The sequence below is a fragment of the Ruegeria sp. BB6 genome (assembly GCF_056539385.1).
The window spans coordinates 383,561-402,597 of sequence record NZ_JBQFUW010000001.1 but is presented as its reverse complement, the minus strand read 5'-3'; the positions used below and the strand labels follow the sequence as shown (position 1 = coordinate 402,597).

At 58.9% G+C, this 19,037-nt stretch carries 15 protein-coding genes; 10 read left to right on the top strand and 5 right to left on the bottom strand.

The features are described 5' to 3' along the window. Positions 1 to 26 precede the first annotated feature (26 nt). A complete protein-coding gene (locus tag ACR0B7_RS01935; RefSeq protein WP_170481099.1) occupies positions 27 to 794 on the bottom strand; it encodes an FkbM family methyltransferase in 768 nt (255 codons plus the stop codon). Between the two features lie 99 nt (positions 795 to 893). Here ACR0B7_RS01935 and ACR0B7_RS01930 point away from each other — a divergent pair, with 99 nt between their 5' ends. The 3 genes from ACR0B7_RS01930 (at position 894) to ACR0B7_RS01920 (ending at position 3,045) form a co-directional block, all read left to right on the top strand. Further along, positions 894 to 1,493, top strand: a complete 600-nt coding sequence (locus ACR0B7_RS01930) for a superoxide dismutase (protein WP_170481102.1) — start codon at positions 894 to 896, stop codon at positions 1,491 to 1,493. Positions 1,494 to 1,497: 4 nt separating this feature from the next. After that, complete coding sequence (locus ACR0B7_RS01925) at positions 1,498 to 2,379, top strand: metallophosphoesterase (RefSeq protein ID WP_170481105.1); 882 nt, start codon at positions 1,498 to 1,500, stop codon at positions 2,377 to 2,379. A gap of 213 nt (positions 2,380 to 2,592) precedes the next feature. Further along, positions 2,593 to 3,045 (top strand): host attachment family protein, encoded by a 453-nt coding sequence (locus ACR0B7_RS01920; protein ID WP_170382596.1) that lies wholly within the window; start codon positions 2,593 to 2,595, stop codon positions 3,043 to 3,045. A 35-nt stretch (positions 3,046 to 3,080) separates the two neighbouring features. On the opposite strand, the gene ACR0B7_RS01915 is transcribed toward ACR0B7_RS01920, so the two are convergent. Beyond that, on the bottom strand, positions 3,081 to 3,644 hold the full coding sequence (locus tag ACR0B7_RS01915; protein ID WP_170481108.1) for a TIGR00730 family Rossman fold protein: 564 nt from the start codon (positions 3,642 to 3,644) through the stop codon (positions 3,081 to 3,083). A 126-nt stretch (positions 3,645 to 3,770) separates the two neighbouring features. Here ACR0B7_RS01915 and ACR0B7_RS01910 point away from each other — a divergent pair, with 126 nt between their 5' ends. Both ACR0B7_RS01910 and ACR0B7_RS01905 read left to right on the top strand, forming a co-directional pair. Further along, entirely contained in the window at positions 3,771 to 5,117 is a 1,347-nt protein-coding gene (locus ACR0B7_RS01910; RefSeq protein WP_170481111.1) for a LysM peptidoglycan-binding domain-containing protein, read from the top strand. Between the two features lie 60 nt (positions 5,118 to 5,177). After that, positions 5,178 to 7,001, top strand: a complete 1,824-nt coding sequence (locus tag ACR0B7_RS01905; protein ID WP_170569684.1) for an ABCB family ABC transporter ATP-binding protein/permease — start codon at positions 5,178 to 5,180, stop codon at positions 6,999 to 7,001. 70 nt (positions 7,002 to 7,071) lie between these two features. Here ACR0B7_RS01905 and ACR0B7_RS01900 read toward each other — a convergent pair whose 3' ends face one another. Further along, positions 7,072 to 10,860, bottom strand: coding sequence for an efflux RND transporter permease subunit (locus tag ACR0B7_RS01900; protein WP_170576635.1), 3,789 nt, complete (start codon positions 10,858 to 10,860; stop codon positions 7,072 to 7,074). Continuing rightward, positions 10,857 to 12,089, bottom strand: coding sequence for an efflux RND transporter periplasmic adaptor subunit (locus ACR0B7_RS01895; RefSeq protein WP_170481121.1), 1,233 nt, complete (start codon positions 12,087 to 12,089; stop codon positions 10,857 to 10,859). Before ACR0B7_RS01895 ends, ACR0B7_RS01900 begins: the two co-directional genes overlap by 4 nt. Before the next feature lie 225 nt (positions 12,090 to 12,314). Between ACR0B7_RS01895 and ACR0B7_RS01890 the strand changes: the two genes are divergently transcribed. The 5 genes from ACR0B7_RS01890 to ACR0B7_RS01870 all read left to right on the top strand — a co-directional run bounded on the left by ACR0B7_RS01890 (position 12,315) and on the right by ACR0B7_RS01870 (position 17,677). After that, positions 12,315 to 12,986 (top strand): hypothetical protein, encoded by a 672-nt coding sequence (locus ACR0B7_RS01890; RefSeq protein ID WP_170481124.1) that lies wholly within the window; start codon positions 12,315 to 12,317, stop codon positions 12,984 to 12,986. Between the two features lie 41 nt (positions 12,987 to 13,027). Next, positions 13,028 to 14,350 (top strand): PQQ-like beta-propeller repeat protein, encoded by a 1,323-nt coding sequence (locus ACR0B7_RS01885; protein WP_170481127.1) that lies wholly within the window; start codon positions 13,028 to 13,030, stop codon positions 14,348 to 14,350. A gap of 48 nt (positions 14,351 to 14,398) precedes the next feature. After that, complete coding sequence (gene der / locus ACR0B7_RS01880; protein WP_170481130.1) at positions 14,399 to 15,862, top strand: ribosome biogenesis GTPase Der; 1,464 nt, start codon at positions 14,399 to 14,401, stop codon at positions 15,860 to 15,862. A gap of 166 nt (positions 15,863 to 16,028) precedes the next feature. Continuing rightward, on the top strand, positions 16,029 to 17,015 hold the full coding sequence (locus ACR0B7_RS01875) for a fatty acid desaturase (RefSeq protein WP_170382615.1): 987 nt from the start codon (positions 16,029 to 16,031) through the stop codon (positions 17,013 to 17,015). Between the two features lie 92 nt (positions 17,016 to 17,107). After that, positions 17,108 to 17,677, top strand: a complete 570-nt coding sequence (locus tag ACR0B7_RS01870; RefSeq protein WP_170481133.1) for a helix-hairpin-helix domain-containing protein — start codon at positions 17,108 to 17,110, stop codon at positions 17,675 to 17,677. Between the two features lie 54 nt (positions 17,678 to 17,731). Here ACR0B7_RS01870 and serS read toward each other — a convergent pair whose 3' ends face one another. Continuing rightward, on the bottom strand, positions 17,732 to 19,024 hold the full coding sequence (gene serS, locus ACR0B7_RS01865; protein ID WP_170569678.1) for a serine--tRNA ligase: 1,293 nt from the start codon (positions 19,022 to 19,024) through the stop codon (positions 17,732 to 17,734). Positions 19,025 to 19,037 lie beyond the last annotated feature (13 nt).

The window sequence follows — 19,037 nt, the reverse complement described above, 5'->3', positions numbered from 1 at the left end:
GAAGTGCGGATCGGCTGCGTGTGCACTTAGGCGTTCGAGTTGAACAGAAATGTGGGGAATTGGGTTATGGCGCGTTCTTGGGTGAGAACGGAGTGGCCGGATTCTCCTGTAAGCGGGTCCTGGCAGTGGTCATAAAATGCCAAAGCCTCGGCTAGCTTTTGCATGGCGGACGCTTGGTCTTGTGTCTCCAGGTACGGCGCGTGGGTCGAGAGAAGCATGGCTGGTCGCGCGGTTTGCAACCAGGGCGTCAATGAGGGAAGAACCGAAAATTCGGCGCCCTCAATGTCCATTTTCACCAGCGACACGTTCGACAGGTTGACGGTTTCAGCGAACTGGTTCCAGCCAACCGTCAGGGCGTCTGTCCCGTGGTTGCCGTCGCGCAACAGGGAAGAGGTGGAGTCCCCGGCCTCACCATGGGCCGATGCCATGCGCGTCACGCCGAATCCGTCCGACAGGGCGATCGAGAAGGCCGAGACATTTTGGATGTCGTTCAGTTCGAGGTTCCAGACCAGGTGGCGATAGGCCACCGGGTCCGGTTCAAAACACCATACATGGCGGGCGCGGCGCGCAGCGTAGAGGACAGTGGGGCCGATCCACGCGCCGATATCAAGGTAATCTTTTTCCGGCGACAGGTACTTGTCCAGCACTGCAAAGGTTTCTGTTTCCCATTTGCCTGCGGAAGCTTTGCGCCAGAACTTGGAATGGTATGGGTCAAGGCGAAAGGATTCCCCGTTCAGGTTGCCTGCATAGTAGCCGCGGGCGCGGTAAAACATCTTGCGCGCCTGTGTCAGCATCGCGGACCTCCGGGTTTTGTGATCTCTGCCCTTGACCTGCGGCACTTGCCAAAGCATTTAACCTTGGGAACCGCAACTTATATTTAACAGGGGGCCGAGATGGCTTTTGAACTTCCTGATCTTCCTTATGCACATGACGCGCTGGCAGCCAAGGGTATGTCCGCGGAAACGCTGGAATATCACCACGACCTGCACCACAAAGCCTATGTCGACAACGGCAACAAGCTGATCGCTGGTACCGAGTGGGACGGCAAGACGCTGGAAGAGATCATCGTTGGCACTTATGACGCGAACGCTGTTGCCCAAAACGGCATCTTCAACAACATCAGCCAGCTGTGGAACCACAACCAGTTCTGGGAGATGATGGGCCCCGGCGACAATGCTATGCCCGGTGAGCTGGAGAAGGCTCTGGTCGAGAGCTTTGGTTCGGTAGATGAGTTCAAGTCGCAGTTCAGCGCCGCTGGTGCCGGACAGTTCGGCTCGGGCTGGGCATGGCTTGTCAAGAATGCCGACGGCTCGTTGGCGGTGACCAAGACCGAAAACGGCGTGAACCCGCTGTGCTTTGGTCAGACCGCGCTGCTGGGTTGCGACGTGTGGGAGCATTCCTACTACATCGATTTCCGCAACAAGCGTCCGGCTTACCTGTCGAACTTCCTCGAAAATCTGGTGAACTGGGAAAACGTCGCGTCGCGGATGTGATCGGTTGAACCGACGAGGGTTTATCAAGGGCCTGCTGGCGGTGACGCTAGCGGGCCTTTTTGTTGCCGCCTACGGGTTTTTCGTTGAACCGGCGCTGCGGCTGCGGGTGAAACGCTGGCGCATCAGGCGCGGCGACTGGACGGGTCGGCCTTTGAGGATCGCAGTTCTTGCGGACCTGCATGCCGGAGAACCCTACGTTGGGTTGAAACGAATAGAGCAGGTTGTTCGACGCACGAACGCGCTGTCCCCCGATTTGATCCTGCTGCTGGGGGACTATGCGGCAGGGCATCGAATGGTGTCTCAGCCCGTCGCCATTTCAGATACGGCGCGGGTACTTGCCAACCTTCAGGCGAAGCATGGTGTTTATGCCGTGCTGGGTAACCACGATTGGTGGGATGACCTGTCTGCGCAGCGCCGGGGCGGTGGGCCGAACCTATACGCCGACGCTTTGCAGCAAGTTGGCATTCGCGTCTTGTCCAATGAGGCTCTCAAGCTTGAGGCCGCGGGCTGTTGGCTGGGCGGGGTAGAGGACCAGTTGGCGATTGTCACCGGGCCTGGCCGGTATCGCGGCCTGGACGATTTGCCTGCAACGTTGGCGCAAGTCACCGATGATGATCCAATCGTGATGATGGCGCACGAGCCCGACATCTTTCCTGACATGCCGGATCGGGTTGCATTGACCTTGTCAGGCCATACGCACGGCGGACAAGTGCGACTGTTCGGGTGGTCGCCTTTGGTGCCGTCGAGGTTCGGCAATCGCTTTGCCTATGGGCATGTACGTGAAAACGGTCGCGATCTGGTCGTGTCGGGCGGGATCGGGTGTTCAATCCTGCCTGTCCGGTTCGGCGTAACCCCTGAAATCACGGTCATAGACCTGTCTGCCTGACCGATGGGTGGAATCCTGCCGCCCTGATCCGCTTTTGACCGCGTGTGGGATTGTAAGGCGGGCAACAGTGCTTACGTAAGGTGAGCGGGGGGAGAGAACCGCCAATCTAGTCAAAAACAGCTGGGCAGCGCGCCGAAAAACTTTGGGCGCGTCAGTGGTTAGCTATGCCTGATGAGTGAGGGATGGTCACAGGAACCAAAACAGGAGATCACGATGGTCGCACTTTCACAGGGAACTTGGGTTGTCATTGCCGACGGGGAAAAGGCACTGTTCATGGAGAATATCACGGATGCCGACGACCCCAATCTGGTCGTTGTTTCGGTCGAGGAAAACGACACTCCTACGGCCCGTCCCACTGATCGTGCGGGGCGTCGCCCTGACACCGGACCAAACCAGAAATCGGCCGTTGAGGAAGCCAAATGGAAAACCCACGCCAAGTCCTTGTTCGTGCAGGATGTGGCGAACCTATTGAATCGCAAGGGGCTTAAAGGTGCCTACAAGCGTCTGGTCCTTGTAGCCAGCCCTCATGTTCTGGGGCTGCTGCGCCGACGCCTTCACAGCGAAGTTCTGAACAAGGTTGTGGCCGAAGTCGACAAGACCCTGACCAATCACCCGCTGCACAAGGTTGAGCAGGTATTGGTAAACCGTTTGAAGCCAGCAGTTTAAGGGCGTCTGCTAAAGCGGGCAGCTAGGCTGCCCGTTTACGCGCTGGACGCAGAGAGCATTTGGCGCAAGGCAGACATCGCCGTATTCGGGCTATCAACCCATGTTATGAAATCGGCCAGCGAGGAATCCGCGAAACCCTGACCGATGACCTGCTGCAGCAGTTCGTGCAGCGCATCCCAGTATCCGTCCACATTCATGACCAGAATCGGCTTGTCATGCAGGCCCAGTTGCCGCCATGTCAGCGCCTCGAACAGCTCATCCAGCGACCCCGGACCGCCCGGCAGAACGACAACGGCATCAGCGTTCATGATCATCACCTTTTTGCGTTCGTGCATCGTTTCAGTGATCACGAAACGCGTCAGGTCGGTTTTGCCTACCTCACGCTTTAGTAGGTGAACTGGAATGACGCCAAACGTGTCGCCTCCGGCAGATTGCGCAGCGCGCGCGACCTCTCCCATCAGGCCGACATCGCCTGCTCCGTAGACCAACCTCCAGCCTTCGTTCGCAAGAAGCTGTCCAAACGTGCGGGCGGCATCGGAATAGGCAGAATTTACGCCATTTCGTGACCCGCAATACACACAGACGGATTTCTGGGACATAAGAGGGCTTCTCCGGGGTTGTATATGGGGTTTTGACCCCTGATAGCGGGATTGATAGATTGGCTCAACCGTCAGGCAGAATGCGTTGCTGTAAAACCATTTACGCGGCGGAGTGAAAGGGGAATTATGGACGCGAATTCGGAAAACGAAAGCTCGGGCAAGAACACTTGGCTGGTGATCACCGGAATTCTGGTTCTGGTCGGGGCAGTGGGCGCGTACACATCCGGCATTTTTGGTCCCGAGCAAGAAGAGGCAGCACCTACCTCTGATGTTGCGGTTCAGCCAACGGAAGGCAGCGCTGAAAGCGAAACCGCAAGCAGTGCTGAAGTTTCACCATCCGAGTCAGCCACGCAGGTGCCCACTGACGACCAGCCGCAAGGTTCCGAGACGGAGCCTCAGACCGAGGCAGCCGACGCGACTGAGACAACCGATGCGACCGAGACAGCAGAGGTAGACGTCGAAGCAGCACCTCCTTCCCTGGACCAGATTTTCGTAGAGCCAGACGGAAACGCAGTCCTCTCTGGCAATGCCGAGCCGGGTGCCGAGGTCCGCGTTCTACTGGACGGTGAGCAGGTGCACAGCTTTACCGTGGACGCAAGCGGCCAGTTTGCAGAATTTGTGACCATTCCGTTTTCCAATGCCGCGCGTGGTCTAGCTCTAGAAGCGGATGGGGCGAGCGCCGCAGTACGCTCGGATGATTATCTTATTGCCGCCTTGCCTGAACCGCAGGTGGAAACTCAGCCCGCCGAGACCTCTGAAACTGAGGACCTGCAATCGGATCTTGCCCAGTCGGAGTCATCCCAAGCGGATAACGGTACGTCCACGGAAACCACGGATGCAAATACGCAGCCCAACGAAGGACAGGCGGAACAGACCGCCGAGGCCGAAACAGCGGGCACTGACGAAAATGCTCAGGGCCAACAGGTTGCGATCCTCCGGTCCGGCGACGACGGCGTGGAACTTGTTCAAGGTGCAACACAGGGCGCGGCCGGGGATCAGGTTGCGCTGGATACGATCGGGTATTCGGATGAGGGTCACGTTGAGTTGACCGGGCGGGTGCCGGGCGGTTCGGTCGTGCGTGTGTACCTCAACAATCGCCTCGTCGCGGATTTGCCGCCAGCGGATGATGGCAAATGGCGCAGCGAACTTCAGGGCGTGGACCCCGGCGTCTATACGCTGCGCTTGGACGAGGTCGGCACGGACGGAACCGTTGTCAGCCGTCTTGAAACTCCGTTCAAACGCGAGCCGCTGGACGTCCTGCGCGCGGCTGAGACGCCCGAGCAAACCGAAACTCAGTCAGAAGCGCCCACCATTCGTTCGGTTACCGTACAGGAGGGCGACACCCTTTGGGCAATCTCGCGCGAGCGCTATGGCGACGGCATCCTCTATGTCCGCTTGTTTGATGCCAACCGGGACGCGATCCGCGACCCGGACCTGATCTATCCGGGGCAGGTCTTCACCATCCCCGAATAATCCTGTACCTCTGGCCCTCTTGGGTCAGAGGCCATTCTCTGACCGCAGTATTGGTACGTGATGAGACGAGCAGCCCCGATGCATTCCGAAGACATGCCCCAAAACGACGAACGACAGTCCGGTTGGCGCACGATCCGAAAGGTGGCACCCTATCTGTGGCCCAGCGACGAGCCCTGGGTGAAACGTCGCGTTGTACTGGCGATGGGAATGTTGGTGCTGGCCAAGCTGATCGCCGTCTATACACCGATTTTGTACAAGGGCGCGGTTGACAGTCTGGCGGGTGAGGGCGTGCCACCGCTGGCGCTTGGCGCGGTCGGGCTGACGGTTGCTTATGGCGTGGCTCGCATGATGACCGTGGGCTTTCAGCAACTGCGCGATGCAGCCTTTGCGCCTGTGGGTCAACGCGCATTGCGGGCGCTTGCGCTTGAGACGTTTCAGCACATTCACCGTCTGTCGATGCGGTATCATGTGACGCGCCGAACAGGGGGGCTTAGCCGGATCATCGAGCGGGGCGTAAAGGGTGTCGAGTTCCTGCTGCGCTTTCTTTTGTTCTCGATCGGTCCGCTGATCCTGGAACTGCTGCTGGTCGCGATCATTCTGATGTGGCTGTTCGACGTTTGGTATTTGGTCGTCGTTGTCGTCACTATTGCGCTGTATATCTGGTTTACCTTTGCGGTGACCGAATGGCGCGTAAAGCTGCGGCGTGAGATGAATGATCAGGATACCGAAGCCAATCAACGCGCGATCGATAGCCTGTTGAACTTTGAAACTGTCAAGTATTTCAACGCAGAATCCCGCGAAGCTGAACGGTATGACGTGTCGATGAAAGCCTATGCGGGGGCAGCGCTCAAGACTGCGTATTCGCTGGCTTTCCTGAATTTTGGACAGTCTTTCCTGATCACGTGCGGACTGATCGGAGTGATGGTTCTGGCCGCGATCGGGGTGCAGTCGGGCACGCTGACCGTCGGTGATTTCGTCATGGTAAATGCATACATGATACAGATCACTGTACCGCTGAACTTCCTCGGGACGGTCTACAGGGAAATCCGGCAAGCTCTGGTAGATATGGGCCAGATGTTCGATCTGCTGGAGCAACCGGCCGAGGTCACTGACAAACCCAATGCGCCGGACCTTTCCGTTTCGGGTGGTGAAATAACGTTAGAGAATGTTCGCTTTGGGTATGATGCAGACAGGGAAATTCTGAAGGGTATCTCGCTGACCGTTCCGGCGGGGCAGACGGTCGCTATTGTTGGCGCGACCGGCTCGGGCAAGTCCACCATAGGGCGTCTCTTGTTCCGGTTTTATGATGTGACCGGCGGATCGCTGAAAATAGACGGGCAGGACGTGCGCGACGTGTCTCAGACAAGTTTGCATGCGGCCATTGGTGTCGTGCCTCAGGACACGGTCCTGTTCAACGACACGATCCGCTATAACATCGCCTACGGTCGCGAGAATGCAACGCAAGAGGACGTGGAAGCAGCCGCCAGGGCCGCACAAATACATGATTTCATAGTTACTCTTCCCGAAGGCTATGACACCAAGGTTGGTGAGCGTGGCCTCAAACTGTCGGGCGGTGAGAAACAGAGGGTCGGAATCGCGCGCACGCTGCTGAAAAACCCTCCGATCCTTTTGCTGGACGAAGCGACTTCGGCGCTGGATACGGATACCGAACAGGACATCAAGGACGCTCTGTCACGGGCCGGAGAGGGGCGGACTGTGTTGACCATCGCGCACCGCCTGAGCACCATTGCCGAGGCGGACAGCATTGTGGTGCTCGAACGCGGTGAGATCATCGAACAGGGCACCCATCAGGATCTTCTGCAACGAAGCGGGCGGTATGCGCAGTTGTGGAACCGTCAGCAATCGGACACGAAAGCTGCATAAGGCACTAAGGGTTGTCGGGTGAAATTTAGCGCCTGAAAAAAAGGGGCCGGTTTGACCGGCCCCTTTTTGGTTATTCGGCTGCTTTTAGCGGCGAACCCGGCGGTTGTTCCGGTTTCTGTTCGATGTCCTGCTCTGCCGGTGCCGAATCTTCGGTCCAGACGACCTCGGTGGCCTGTGCCTGACGCGCGGCCTTGCCGATAGCCATGTCCTGAGCAACCTGGCTGGATCGACCGGCCGTAGCGCGTGCAAGCAGTTTACCCAGCCAAATCGCGTAGGTGGTAACCCACACGCGCAGTGCGAGGAAAGATGGCGTCACGATCAACGTCAGAACAGTGGCGATCCCCAGTCCAAAGACAACGGCCGTGGCCAACTGCTTCCACCACAACGCGGTCGGGCTGTTGATGGAATAGCCGCCATTGATAAAGTCTAGCGACAAGCCGAACATCATCGGCGTCAGACCCGCCATCGTTGTCAGGGTGGTCAAAAGAACTGGTCGGATGCGTGCCTCGGCCGTGCGCACAATCGCCTCGATCCGGGGCATATAGCGGCTGTATTCCTGATAGGTGTCAATTAGAACGATATTGTTGTTCACCACGATACCCGCCAAGGCGACGATACCGGTTCCGGTCATGATGATCGAAAACGGCTGCTGCATCACCATCATCCCGATCAGGACACCGGTGGTCGACAGGACAACCGCCAGAAGGACCAGTACCGAATTGTAGAACGAATTGAACTGAGCCAGCAGGATGACGAACATCAACCCCAACGCACCTGCGAAGGCGTTCATGAGAAACGCGCCGGATTCCTCTTGGTCTTCCTGGTCCCCCGTCCATTCCCAGCTTATGGCGTTGCCAAAAGGATCAGTGTCGAGCCACTCGGTCAGGACCGCGATACGTTCGTTCGGGTTGATCGGCGCAATGCGCGCCTCGCCGGAAGCAACCTGCGCCCGCACGCCTTCGGCATTGGTGCCTTCGGCTGTCGAGACAAACTCATACTCGGCACCGTTCGGCCCGGTGATTGTCACTCCGGTCGGTGTTGCGCCTTCGGCAACCTCTTTGACGATGGCTAGCCGCGTTTCCGTTTCATCTGACGCTTCCGTAATGACCTTGCTCAGACCCGGTTCGACGTCAGCCTTAACGTCATAGTAGCGCTGTTGATTGACCCGGTCGATCTGCGCAAGTTTCGCGACAGGCTCACGCGTCACAAAGTTGGATAGCGGCACCAGCCCGTCCGGAGTGCGAACCTTTAGCGTGTCGAGGGTGGACAGCACACGGTCCTCGTCAGGCAGGCGGACGCGGATTTCGATTTCTTCATCCACCGTTTCCGGGCGCATTTCGCCCAGTAGCAGTCCGCGTGTGACCAGTTGGACCATCGCGCCCACGGTCGCGACATCGGCCCCAAAGCGGCCTGCCTTGGCGACATCCACATCTATTTGCCAGTCAATGCCGGGGAGGGGCAGGGTGTCCTCGATCTTGGTCAGGCCGGGTGTTTCGTCGAACACTTCGCGGGCGGCCAGAGTCGCTGTGGTCAGTTCATCCCAGCCGTCACCTTTGATGCGCAAATGCACCGGCTTGGCAGACGCCGGACCTTGTTCGAGGGGTAGAATTTCAACGATGATGCCGGGAATATTCGCCAGCTCAGCATTGATCTGATCCAGAACAAAGTCCCCGTCGTAGTCTGGCGCAATGGTTTGGCGATCCAGCACGCCTCCAAGAATTGGCTCGGACACATTCGGCCGATCTTCCCAGGGAATGATTTCAAACTGCACGCGGCCAACAGTGTCTGCGGGTGCCTGAGCGCCCCCGTTGTTCTGCGTCAGTCCGCCTTCACCCGCAAACGAGAACACGTTGATCACGGCAGGGTGGGCGCTGATAATTTCTTCTGCCGCCAGCACCATAGCGTCTTTTTCGGCCAGAGAGATGTTGCCGCGCGCCCGGACATAGGCAGTCGCCTGTTCCGGTTCGTTCTCGACGAAGAACTCGACGCCCCGATTGTTGTTGCCGTAGGCGGACATGACCGTCGCCACCGCAAAACCAACTGCGAAGATCGAAACGATGGGCATAATCGGATTGCCGACGAGGAACTTGATGAAATGGCCAAAAGGCGAATGCTCGCGCGCCGTGTGCACATGCTGTGCTGGCGCACGTTCGATTTTGGCTGCGCTCAATGTGACGGAACCGGCAAAGGCTCCGAGGATAAACAGCAGCGCGCCGAAGATAAGCCCGCCAGGCGCGTCTGCCGGAAGCAGGTAGGCCGGGTTCAGCACTTGCATGGCGCCAAGGAAAATCATGTATAGCGAAGGCGGCACCATAGCCGCGCGCGCCCACCATGGTGTCCGCGCTCTTAGCCAGTTGGAGGTCCGATCGAAGATACGGCTCAGACGTCCCGAAACACCGCCCATGACCGGCAGGTAGATAAGCGCCACGATCAGGGAAGCCGACAGCACAAAGATCAACGTGACCGGCAGCATACCCATGAACTCGCCCGGCACTCCGGGCCAGAACAGCATGGGAAGAAAGGCGCAAAGCGTCGTGGCCGTGGAGGAAACAATGGGCCAGAACATCCGCTGCGCAGCCTCGACATAGGCGTGCATCGGCCCCACACCTTCCTTGATGCGCTTGTCGGCGTATTCAACAACGACGATGGCCCCGTCGACCAGCATACCAACGGCAAGGATCAGGCCGAACATCACGATATTCGAGATACTTACGCCCATGACGGCGAGGAAAGCAAAGCACAGCAGGAAGGATGTCGGAATCGCAAAACCCACCAGCAATGCGGCGCGGGTTCCCAATGAAGCCAAAACAACGATCATGACCAGCGCGATGGCCGTAAGGACCGAGCCTTCAAGCTGACTGACCATCGAGCCGACTATACGGCTTTGGTCGTTCGACGTGCCCAACTCAATCGCCGCCTGCATCTCTGGTGGCCACTTGGCCTGAGCCGCGGCGATGGTCGTTTTGACATCTTCAACCGTGTCGACCAGGTTGTAGCCCTTGCGCTTGACCACTTGCAAAGCGATCGTCGGCTCTCCGTTAAAGCGCGCTGTGCCCTCGCGGTCTTCAAACGTGTAGTTGATCTGGGCAAGCTCTCCCATCGTGACCACGCGGTCGCCGTTGACCTTGACGGGCAGGTCATAGACGTCCTGCGCAGTTTTGAACGACGAAGGAATCTTGACCGAGAATGTACCCTGCTCGGTTTCGACTTCACCCGCCGCGATAAGCTGATTGTTGTTCTGAACCACGTTGATCAGTTCAGAGGCCGTGACGTTGTAAGCCTCAAGCCGCAGCGGGTCGATGATCACCTCAAGCAGTTCGTCCCGGTTGCCGGCGATCCCCGCTTCCAGAACCGAATCCATTGCCTCCAGCTCGTCCTGCAAGTCTTTGGCAACACGGGCCATTGTGCGTTCTGGAACGGCTCCGGTCAGGTTGACGATCACGATGGGGAATTCGGAGAAGTTGATCTCGGTCAGTGTGTATTGTTCCGCGCCCTCAGGGAAGTCAGCCTGTGCGCTGTTCATCGCGTCACGTACATCGGCCATGATCGCGGTCTTGTCCCAACCGAAATCGAACTCCAGCGCAACCCCGGCATAGCCTTCCGCGGCCGTCGATGTCATTTCCTTGAGGCCGTCCAGATCGGCCAGTTCGGTTTCCATCGGCTTGACCAACAGGTTCTCGGAGTCCTCGGCCGAGATGCCGGGGAACTGCACCGAGACGAACAGGGCGGGAATTTCGATGTCAGGCTCGCCCTCTTTGGGTAAGCCAACATATGCGAACCCGCCAACGACGAGCGAGATCGCGATGAAGGCCAGAACCATTCGGGCCCGGCCAGCGGCCCAACTGACAATTCCGGTCATTTTGCAGCTTCCCGATATGTGGGTTCAACGGTCACGCCGCTGGTCACGAACTCTTGTCCAATGACGATAATGTCCACAGTTTCCGGCAAGCCGCCGACCCAGACGCCCTGGGATGTGTCGCGCAGCAGGCGGATGGGCATGAAATCAACGACTTTGCCAAGGCCAACGGTTCGCACGCCGACTTGCCCTTTTTTGTCAAGGGTCAATGCCGATTGCGGTAGCAGATGTGCCTTGGCTCCTTCGGCGGAAATGCGGATATCCGCAGTCTGGCCATCGCGAATGGCAAGTTCCGGGTTGGGCACCGTGATTTCGACCTCGAAGGTCCGAGTCGTCTCATCGGCGGACCTGCTCAGGAAAGTGACGCGCCCGCCGACCTGCAGGCCGGTTACCAGTTGGGCTGTCGCCTCTGACCCGACGATGACGCGGTTCACCTCGGCTTCGGGCACGAATCCCACCAGTTTGATCGGGTCGAGCTGGATGACTGTCGCGCAAAGCGAGCCGGGCTGCATCAGGCTGCCGAGTTCGGCTGTATCGCTTTCCAGCAACCCCTTGAACGGAGCTTCGATTGTCTGCCGGTCGATTTCGCGCTCGGCTGCGGCAACCTCGGCCGCCGCCGCTTCGATCCCAGCGCGCGTCGCCTCCAGCCCGGCCTCGGCGGTTTTCACGCCTGCTTCGGCGCTGCGCATGGCTGCTTGACTGGAAATCCTGCGGGTTTCTGAACCGAACCCTGTCTCTGACAGCCTTTGGGCCGCCGTCAGGTTGATTTGCGCCTCAGCGACCAGCGCATGGGCTTCTTCAAGCCGGGCTTCCGCCTCGGGGATGCGGCTTTCGGCTTCGAGCTTGCCTGCCTCGGCTTCTGCCAGGCTGGCCGGTCGGGTTCCGGGGTCCAGTTCGCACAGCAAATCCCCGGCTTCGACAAAGGTGCCTTTGCGCTTGGGTTCCGAGATCACGGTAGAGGTTGTTTCGGCCAGAACTTCAACTTGACGGTTGGCCTTCGTCTGACCGCGCAGCAGGACCGCGCTGTCAATCTCGCGCGCGACCGAGCGGATAGCCACCACGCCGATGGCAGGTTGATCCGTGGTTGTTTCGGCCCCCGCCTCATCCCCCGAAGTGGGGCTTGCTTCGGCCTCGGCACGACCCGCAAACGCGAACAGTGTATCGCGTTCAAAAACCAGCAGGAACAGGGCAACAACCACCAGAAGCGCGTTTACAATTGAAATCAAACGCATAGAGAATCTCTCCCAGAATTCTTCGCCGAGTATTTCCTGGCGCACGTCCTTAAATGTGGGTCCGATTATGTATCTTTTCCACGCTAAACTGAATAGTTCGGTTCACTTTTTTAAGCAAGAAGCCTTCAGACCGCTGAAAATGTGCGAAATCGGACCCTTGGCTTGGCAGGGACGCCGGGGTATGACATGGCGCCATATGTAAATGATTTAGCCCGGAGCGCAGGGATGAGCGACGTCGACAGTTTCATTGATGAGGTGACCGAAGAGGTGCGCCGTGACCGCCTGTTCCTGCTGTTGCGCCGGTGGGGATGGGTCGGCGTGCTGGCGGTCGTGCTGATCGTCGGCGGTGCCGCCTTCAACGAGATCCGCAAAGCAAGGGCCACTTCGCAGGCCGAGGATCTTGGGGATGCGATTCTTGCAGCTCTGGCTCAGAACGACTCGGCTGAACGCGCGAGCGGTCTGGCCAATGTTCCGTCAAGCTCTGCCGGTGGGGACGCGATCGTAGATATGCTTCTGTCGGCGTCGCAATCCGAAACCGGTTCGACGTCAGAGGCCGTTGAAAGCCTGAACAGCATAGCCGTTCAGGGCGATCTGCCGGAAATCTATCGGGCTATCGCGGCGTTCAAGGCACTTTTGCTGCAAAGCGACACTCTGCCTGCTGCGGACCGTCGGCAACAGTTTGAAGCACTGGCAGCTCCTGGTGCTCCGCTTCGGTTATTGGCCGAAGAGCAACTGGCCCTGATCGACGTGTCCGAAGGGAATGTCGATGCGGCGATCGAAAGGTTGCAGGCGATGCGCCAGGATGCAGAGATTGGCGTTGATCTTCAGCAGCGTGCCGCGCAGTTGATTGTGGCTCTGGGCGGTGAACCCGAACCGCTGGTAGCCCGGCAGGGTTGATCCAAGGCGGAAAGAATGATGGCAGGCGAGTTCGGATAACCATGGTAACAAGTCTTTTTTCCCGAGTAGGATTGTCGGTTGCGGCCGTTTCCCTAACTGTTCTGGCCGCATGTGAGGAACCAGAGGTTATCCTGCCCGGAGCGCGCGAAGATATTCGCCCCGCCGCCGACACTGAAACTGTGGCAACGCGCGGGTCCAAGCCCATCAGCGTTCCCGCACAGAAGGCAAACGCAAGCTGGCCCCAAAGTCCGGGAACTGCCGCTTTTCGGACAACGAACGCTCAGTTGCGTGCGACGCCTCAACGGGTCTGGTCGACCCCGATCGGCAAGGGTGACTCGCGCAAGCAACGGATAACCGCGGAACCCGTCGTAGCTGGCGGGTTGATTTACACGCTCGATTCCGGGGCGACAGTATCCGCGGTTTCTCCGCAGGGGCAGAAAGTCTGGAGTACAGGTCTTATTCCAGCCAGTGATGGCGACTCGGACGCGACCGGCGGTGGCATGGCGTATGCAAATGGCGTCCTTTATGTCTCATCAGGGTTTGGTCGGCTGACGGCGTTGGACGCAAAAACCGGGGTCATCCGGTGGCAAAAGCGTTTGAACGCAACAGGTAGCGGTGCGCCTTTGGTCAATGACGGGTTGCTTTACTTGGTGGCCGGGGATGAAACCGGTTGGGCTATTGATGCCAAGGACGGTCGCATTGCCTGGCAAGTTCAGGGCACTCCAAGCGTCGGAAACGTACTTGGCGCACCAGCGCCTGTGGTTGCGTCCGATCTTGCCGTTTTTGCTTTCGGGTCGGGTGATATTGCCGCGACGTTCCGCAGGGGTGGTATCAGCCGCTGGAATGCGTCGGTGGCCGGCGGACGCCGCGGGCGCGCGGCGGCTCAGATTGTCGATGTGACGGGCGGTCCGATGGTGTCAGGTGACACGATTTACATCGGAAACCACTCGGGGCGGACGGTCGCCTTTGACTCGGGTTCGGGTGAGCGGAAGTGGACCGCGGATGAAGGTGCGGTCGATACGGTCTGGCCTGCTGGAAACAGCCTCTTTCAAGTCAGTGACCGCAGTCAGCTTATTCGTCTGGACGCCGCTACGGGTGCCGTTGTCTGGGCACAGGATTTGCCTGGTTTTGTGAAAGACAAGCCAAACCGCCGTGGGCCGATCGTGGCGCATTACGGGCCGATCATGGCCGGGGGGCGTCTTGTGATTGCATCCAACGATGGATACCTTCGGTTCTTCAGCCCGGTTGACGGTACGCTTGTGCACCGCGTCGAAGTCCCCGGCGGTGCGACCACGGCACCGGTTGTCGCCGGGCAGACGCTTTATGTCGTGTCCGCCAAAGGTGATCTACACGCTTTCCGTTGACGACAAGATGCGCTAAAGGGCGCGTCTGAGTTTTGAAAGTTGAGTATCATGTCGCTGACCCTCGCCATCGTGGGGCGCCCCAATGTGGGCAAATCCACCCTGTTCAACCGCCTCGTGGGCAAACGTCTGGCTTTGGTCGACGACCAACCCGGGGTGACGCGTGACCTGCGCGAAGGCGAAGGGCGCTTGGGTGATCTGCGTTTTACCGTGATCGACACGGCGGGGCTTGAGGATGCAACCGACGACAGCCTGCAAGGTCGGATGCGCCGCCTGACCGAACGCGCAGTGGACATGGCCGATGTCTGCCTGTTCATGATTGACGCGCGGGTGGGGCTGACTCCGACGGATGAGATGTTTGCCGAAATCCTGCGCAAGCGGTCCAAGCACGTTATCCTCGCGGCGAACAAGGCTGAAGGCAGCGCAGCGGATGCAGGTGTGCTCGAAGCCTACAACCTTGGGCTTGGCGAACCGGTTCGTCTGTCCGGCGAGCACGGCGAGGGGATGACGGACCTATATGCTCAGTTGATGCCTCTGGCCGACGCTGCGGCTGAAAGGGCGCAGGATGACGCGCCGGAAACCGATATTGAACTGGATGAGGATGGTGAGGGCGAAACGCCGCTGATCACTGCGGCCAAACCGTTGCAGGTCGCCGTTGTGGGCCGCCCGAATGCCGGGAAATCCACGCTGATCAACAAGATCATCGGCGAAGATCGCCTGCTGACCGGCCCCGAGGCCGGGATCACCCGTGACGCGATCAGCCTTCGGATCGACTGGGCCGACCCGGACGGCAACAGCACCCCGATGCGAATTTTCGACACTGCCGGGATGCGCAAAAAGGCCAAGGTTCAGGAAAAGCTGGAAAAGCTGTCGGTTTCTGATGGGCTGCGCGCCGTGAAATTTGCCGAGGTCGTGGTGGTCCTGCTGGACGCGGCTATTCCGTTTGAACAGCAAGACTTGCGAATTGCGGATCTGGCAGAGCGCGAGGGCCGCGCGGTGGTCGTCGCCGTGAACAAATGGGACATCGAAGAGGACAAGCAGGAGAAACTGCGCGATCTGAAAGAATCCTTCGAGCGTCTGTTGCCACAGTTGCGGGGTGCGCCCCTGATCACCGTGTCCGCTAAAACGGGCCGGGGCTTGGAGCGCCTGCGCGCCGCCATCTTGCGCGCTCATGACGTGTGGAATCGCCGCGTGCCGACCGCTGCACTGAACCGTTGGCTGACCGCGATGCTGGAACAGCACCCGCCGCCAGCGCCGCAGGGTCGCCGGATTAAGCTGCGTTATATGACTCAGGCCAAGACCCGCCCGCCGGGATTTGTCGTCATGTGCTCGCACCCTGACAAGATGCCCGAAAGCTATAACCGGTATCTGGTCAACGGGCTGCGCGAGGATTTCGACATGCCCGGCACGCCCATCCGCCTGACGTTGCGCGGGCAGGGCGACAAGAACCCCTACAAGGGACGCCGCAAGAAAAACGCGGGTGCGCTGGCCAAACATCTCAAGGGCCGCGCGTAACCGCGCCAATTTTCAGCATTTTTGGCTCAGGGGCGTGACAGGCCCATGACTGCGCGCTAGCATTCGCAAGCGTGCATTTGTTTTCGTGCGCTTTTTTCGTTTGCGGAATTTTCCGCGCTTCGTTTTGAACCCATATTGGACCGGGCCATCGTGGGGAGCCGACTTGATGGATCTGAGGGAATACACAAGACAATACGCTGTGCAGGACAATCGACTGGCCGCACTCAGCTATTTCGGAACATTTGCAGTTTATTTTTCGTCGCTGGCTTTGGCGATTGTCTACGTGGATCGCTGGTATGTCATGATCCCGGCCGGGGTCGTTTTCGCGTTCTCTGCTGTGCGGCTCTATGTTCTTCAACATGATTGCGGGCACCATTCCCTGTTTGAGACGCGTCAACAGAATGAATGGGCGGGGCATGGGTTGTCTCCGTTCACTTTCGCGCCGTTTGAAGTGATGAAGCAAAACCACAACCTGCATCACTCTGGCATCGGCAACCTCGAGCATCGCGAGACCGGCGAGATTCATACGATGACGGTACGCGAATGGAACGAAGCTGATTGGAAGGCACGGCTGTTCTATCGTCTTTACCGCAACCCCTTCATCCTTGTCCCGGTAGGCGCGCTGTTTACCTATTTCATCCGGTACCGCTGGCCCAAGAATACGGTCCGGTTCGGTGTCGCTGGGGTTCTGTTGCACAACCTGTCGATTGTTGTGTTTCTTGGGCTGCTTTACCTGATTGCAGGGACGACGGGAATTCTGGTCTGGCTTGTCTTTTCCTTGTTGGGCGGGATGCTGGGCGTATTTCTCGTCTACCTGCAGCATAATTTCGAGGACACCTATTGGGACCGCCGCCCTGATTTGGACCCCAAACTGGCCGCGTTGCAAGGATCGTCGGCGCTGGATTTCGGCTGGTGGTTTGACAATGCCGTTGCCTGCATCACGTTGCACGATATTCACCACTTCAACGCCCGTATCCCATCTTATCGGCTGCGCGCGTGCCACTATAACCTTCCACCGGAATACACACCTCGGCGAATCAAATTTCCCGAGGCGGTTGCGGCCCTGAACCTGAAATTGTGGGATGAAGACGCAAAGCGCCTTGTTCCGTTTCCTAAAAAGGATCGGTCTACCGGTCTCGCCCATAGCAACTGACGCCCGGGCGGGTATCCACGAAACACCCTGCCTTGCAGAATGTATATCTTGTGTATTTACATGTGGGCGGGGAGAAACAGAAAGGACAAAGAATGACCGCAGTGACCGACGTTAAAGGCGTAGGCGACGCGCTTGGCCAATTGTTGATTGCCAATGGGTTCAAAACGGCTGAAGCCCTCGCCAAGGCAACCCCCGACGCTCTGGTCAAAGTTCCCCGAATAGGCGCGGCCCGCGCACCAGTTCTGATCGCTGCCGCGAAAGAGGCGACTGGCGGGAAACCCGCCGCAAAGCCCACTTCACGCCGTGCCCCAGCGAAAAAGCCTGCGGCCAAAAAGCCAGCAGCACGCAAGCCTGCCGCACGAAAAACAGTGGCTGCCGCCGCTGCCGAAAAACGAGCCGAGGAAGCGGCCCGCAAAGCAGCCGAAGAAAAAGCAGCCGCCGAAGCAAAGGCCAAGAAAAAGGCTAAGGCCAAAGCCAAGGCTGAGAAAGCTGCTAAGAAGCGCGCCGAAATGGAGGCCGTGTTCTCGAAAGCCAAGGACAAGGTAAAGGCCAAGGCGAAGAAGGATAAGAAGTCCAAGAAGGACGATAAGAAAAAGGGCGACAAGAAGAAGGACGCCAAAAAGAGCGAGAAGAAGAAGGATAAGAAAAAGGCGAAGAAGTAAGCCTTCCTCGCCTTTGATCCTTATGAAACCGGCGGCTCTGGCGCGCCGGTTTTCTTATGCCAGTGTGCCGTCCAGTTGCAGCGTCAGCTTGCCGCCCAGATAGGGGGCCAGCACCTCGGGCAGGGTGACCGTGCCATCGGCGTTCTGTCCGTTTTCCAGCACCGCGATCAGGCAGCGCCCCACCGCCAGGCCCGAGCCGTTCAGCGTGTGGACATATTCCGGCTTGCCGCCGCCCTCGGGCCGGAAGCGCGCATTCATGCGGCGGGCCTGAAAGTCGCCGCAGGTCGAGACCGAGCTGATCTCACGATACGTATCCTGACCGGGCAGCCATGCCTCGATGTCATAGGTGCGGCGCGCGCCGAAACCCATGTCTCCGGTACACAGGATCACGGTGCGATAGGGCACGCCCAGCTTTTCCAGAATCCCCTCGGCGCAGCGCAACATGCGCTTCTGTTCGTCGTCGGAATTGTCCGGATGCGTGACCGAGACCATCTCGACTTTTTCAAACTGGTGCTGGCGCAGCATCCCGCGCGTGTCCTTGCCTGCGGAACCGGCCTCGGAGCGGAAGCACAGCGAATGCGCGGTATAACGGCGGGGCAGGTAGCTTTCCTCGATCAACGTGTCGTTGACGATATTGGTCAGCGAGACCTCGGACGTTGGGATTAGCCACCACCCTTCGCGGGTCTGATAGCTGTCCTCGCCGAATTTCGGCAGTTGCCCCGTGCCCTGCATCATCTCGGACAGAACCAGAACCGGGCCGTTCACCTCGGTTAGCTCATTTTCGTTGATATGCGTGTCCAGCATGAACTGCGCCAGCGCCCGGTGGATGCGCGCAACACCGCCGGACAGCAGGACAAAGCGCGAGCCAGAGAGCTTTGCGGCGGTCTCGAAATCCATGCCGTGCTGCACAGCTTCGATCTCAAAATGCTCTTTCGGCGCAAAGTCCAGTTCGCGCGGAGTGCCCCAGCGGTTGACCTCGACATTGTCGTTCTCGTCCGCGCCTTCGGGCACATCCTCGGCGGGCAGGTTGGGGATGCGGATCAACTGATCGGTCAGCAGCGCGTCAAGATCCTTGGCCTCGGTCTGCATCCGGGCGATCTCGGCCTTTTTCTCAGCCACAAGCGCGCGCAGGCGTTCAAACTCAGCCTCGTCGCCGCGCCCCTTGGCGGCACCGACCTCTTTGGATGCTTTGTTCTGTTCGGCCTGAGCGGTCTCGGCTGCCAAAATCTTGGCGCGGCGGCTTTCATCCAGCCTTAACAGGTCTGACGACACCGGCGCGTCCCCACGGCGCGCAAGGGCGGCGTCGAAGGCGGCTGGGTTTTCGCGAATGGCGCGGATGTCGTGCATGGTTCAGGTCCTT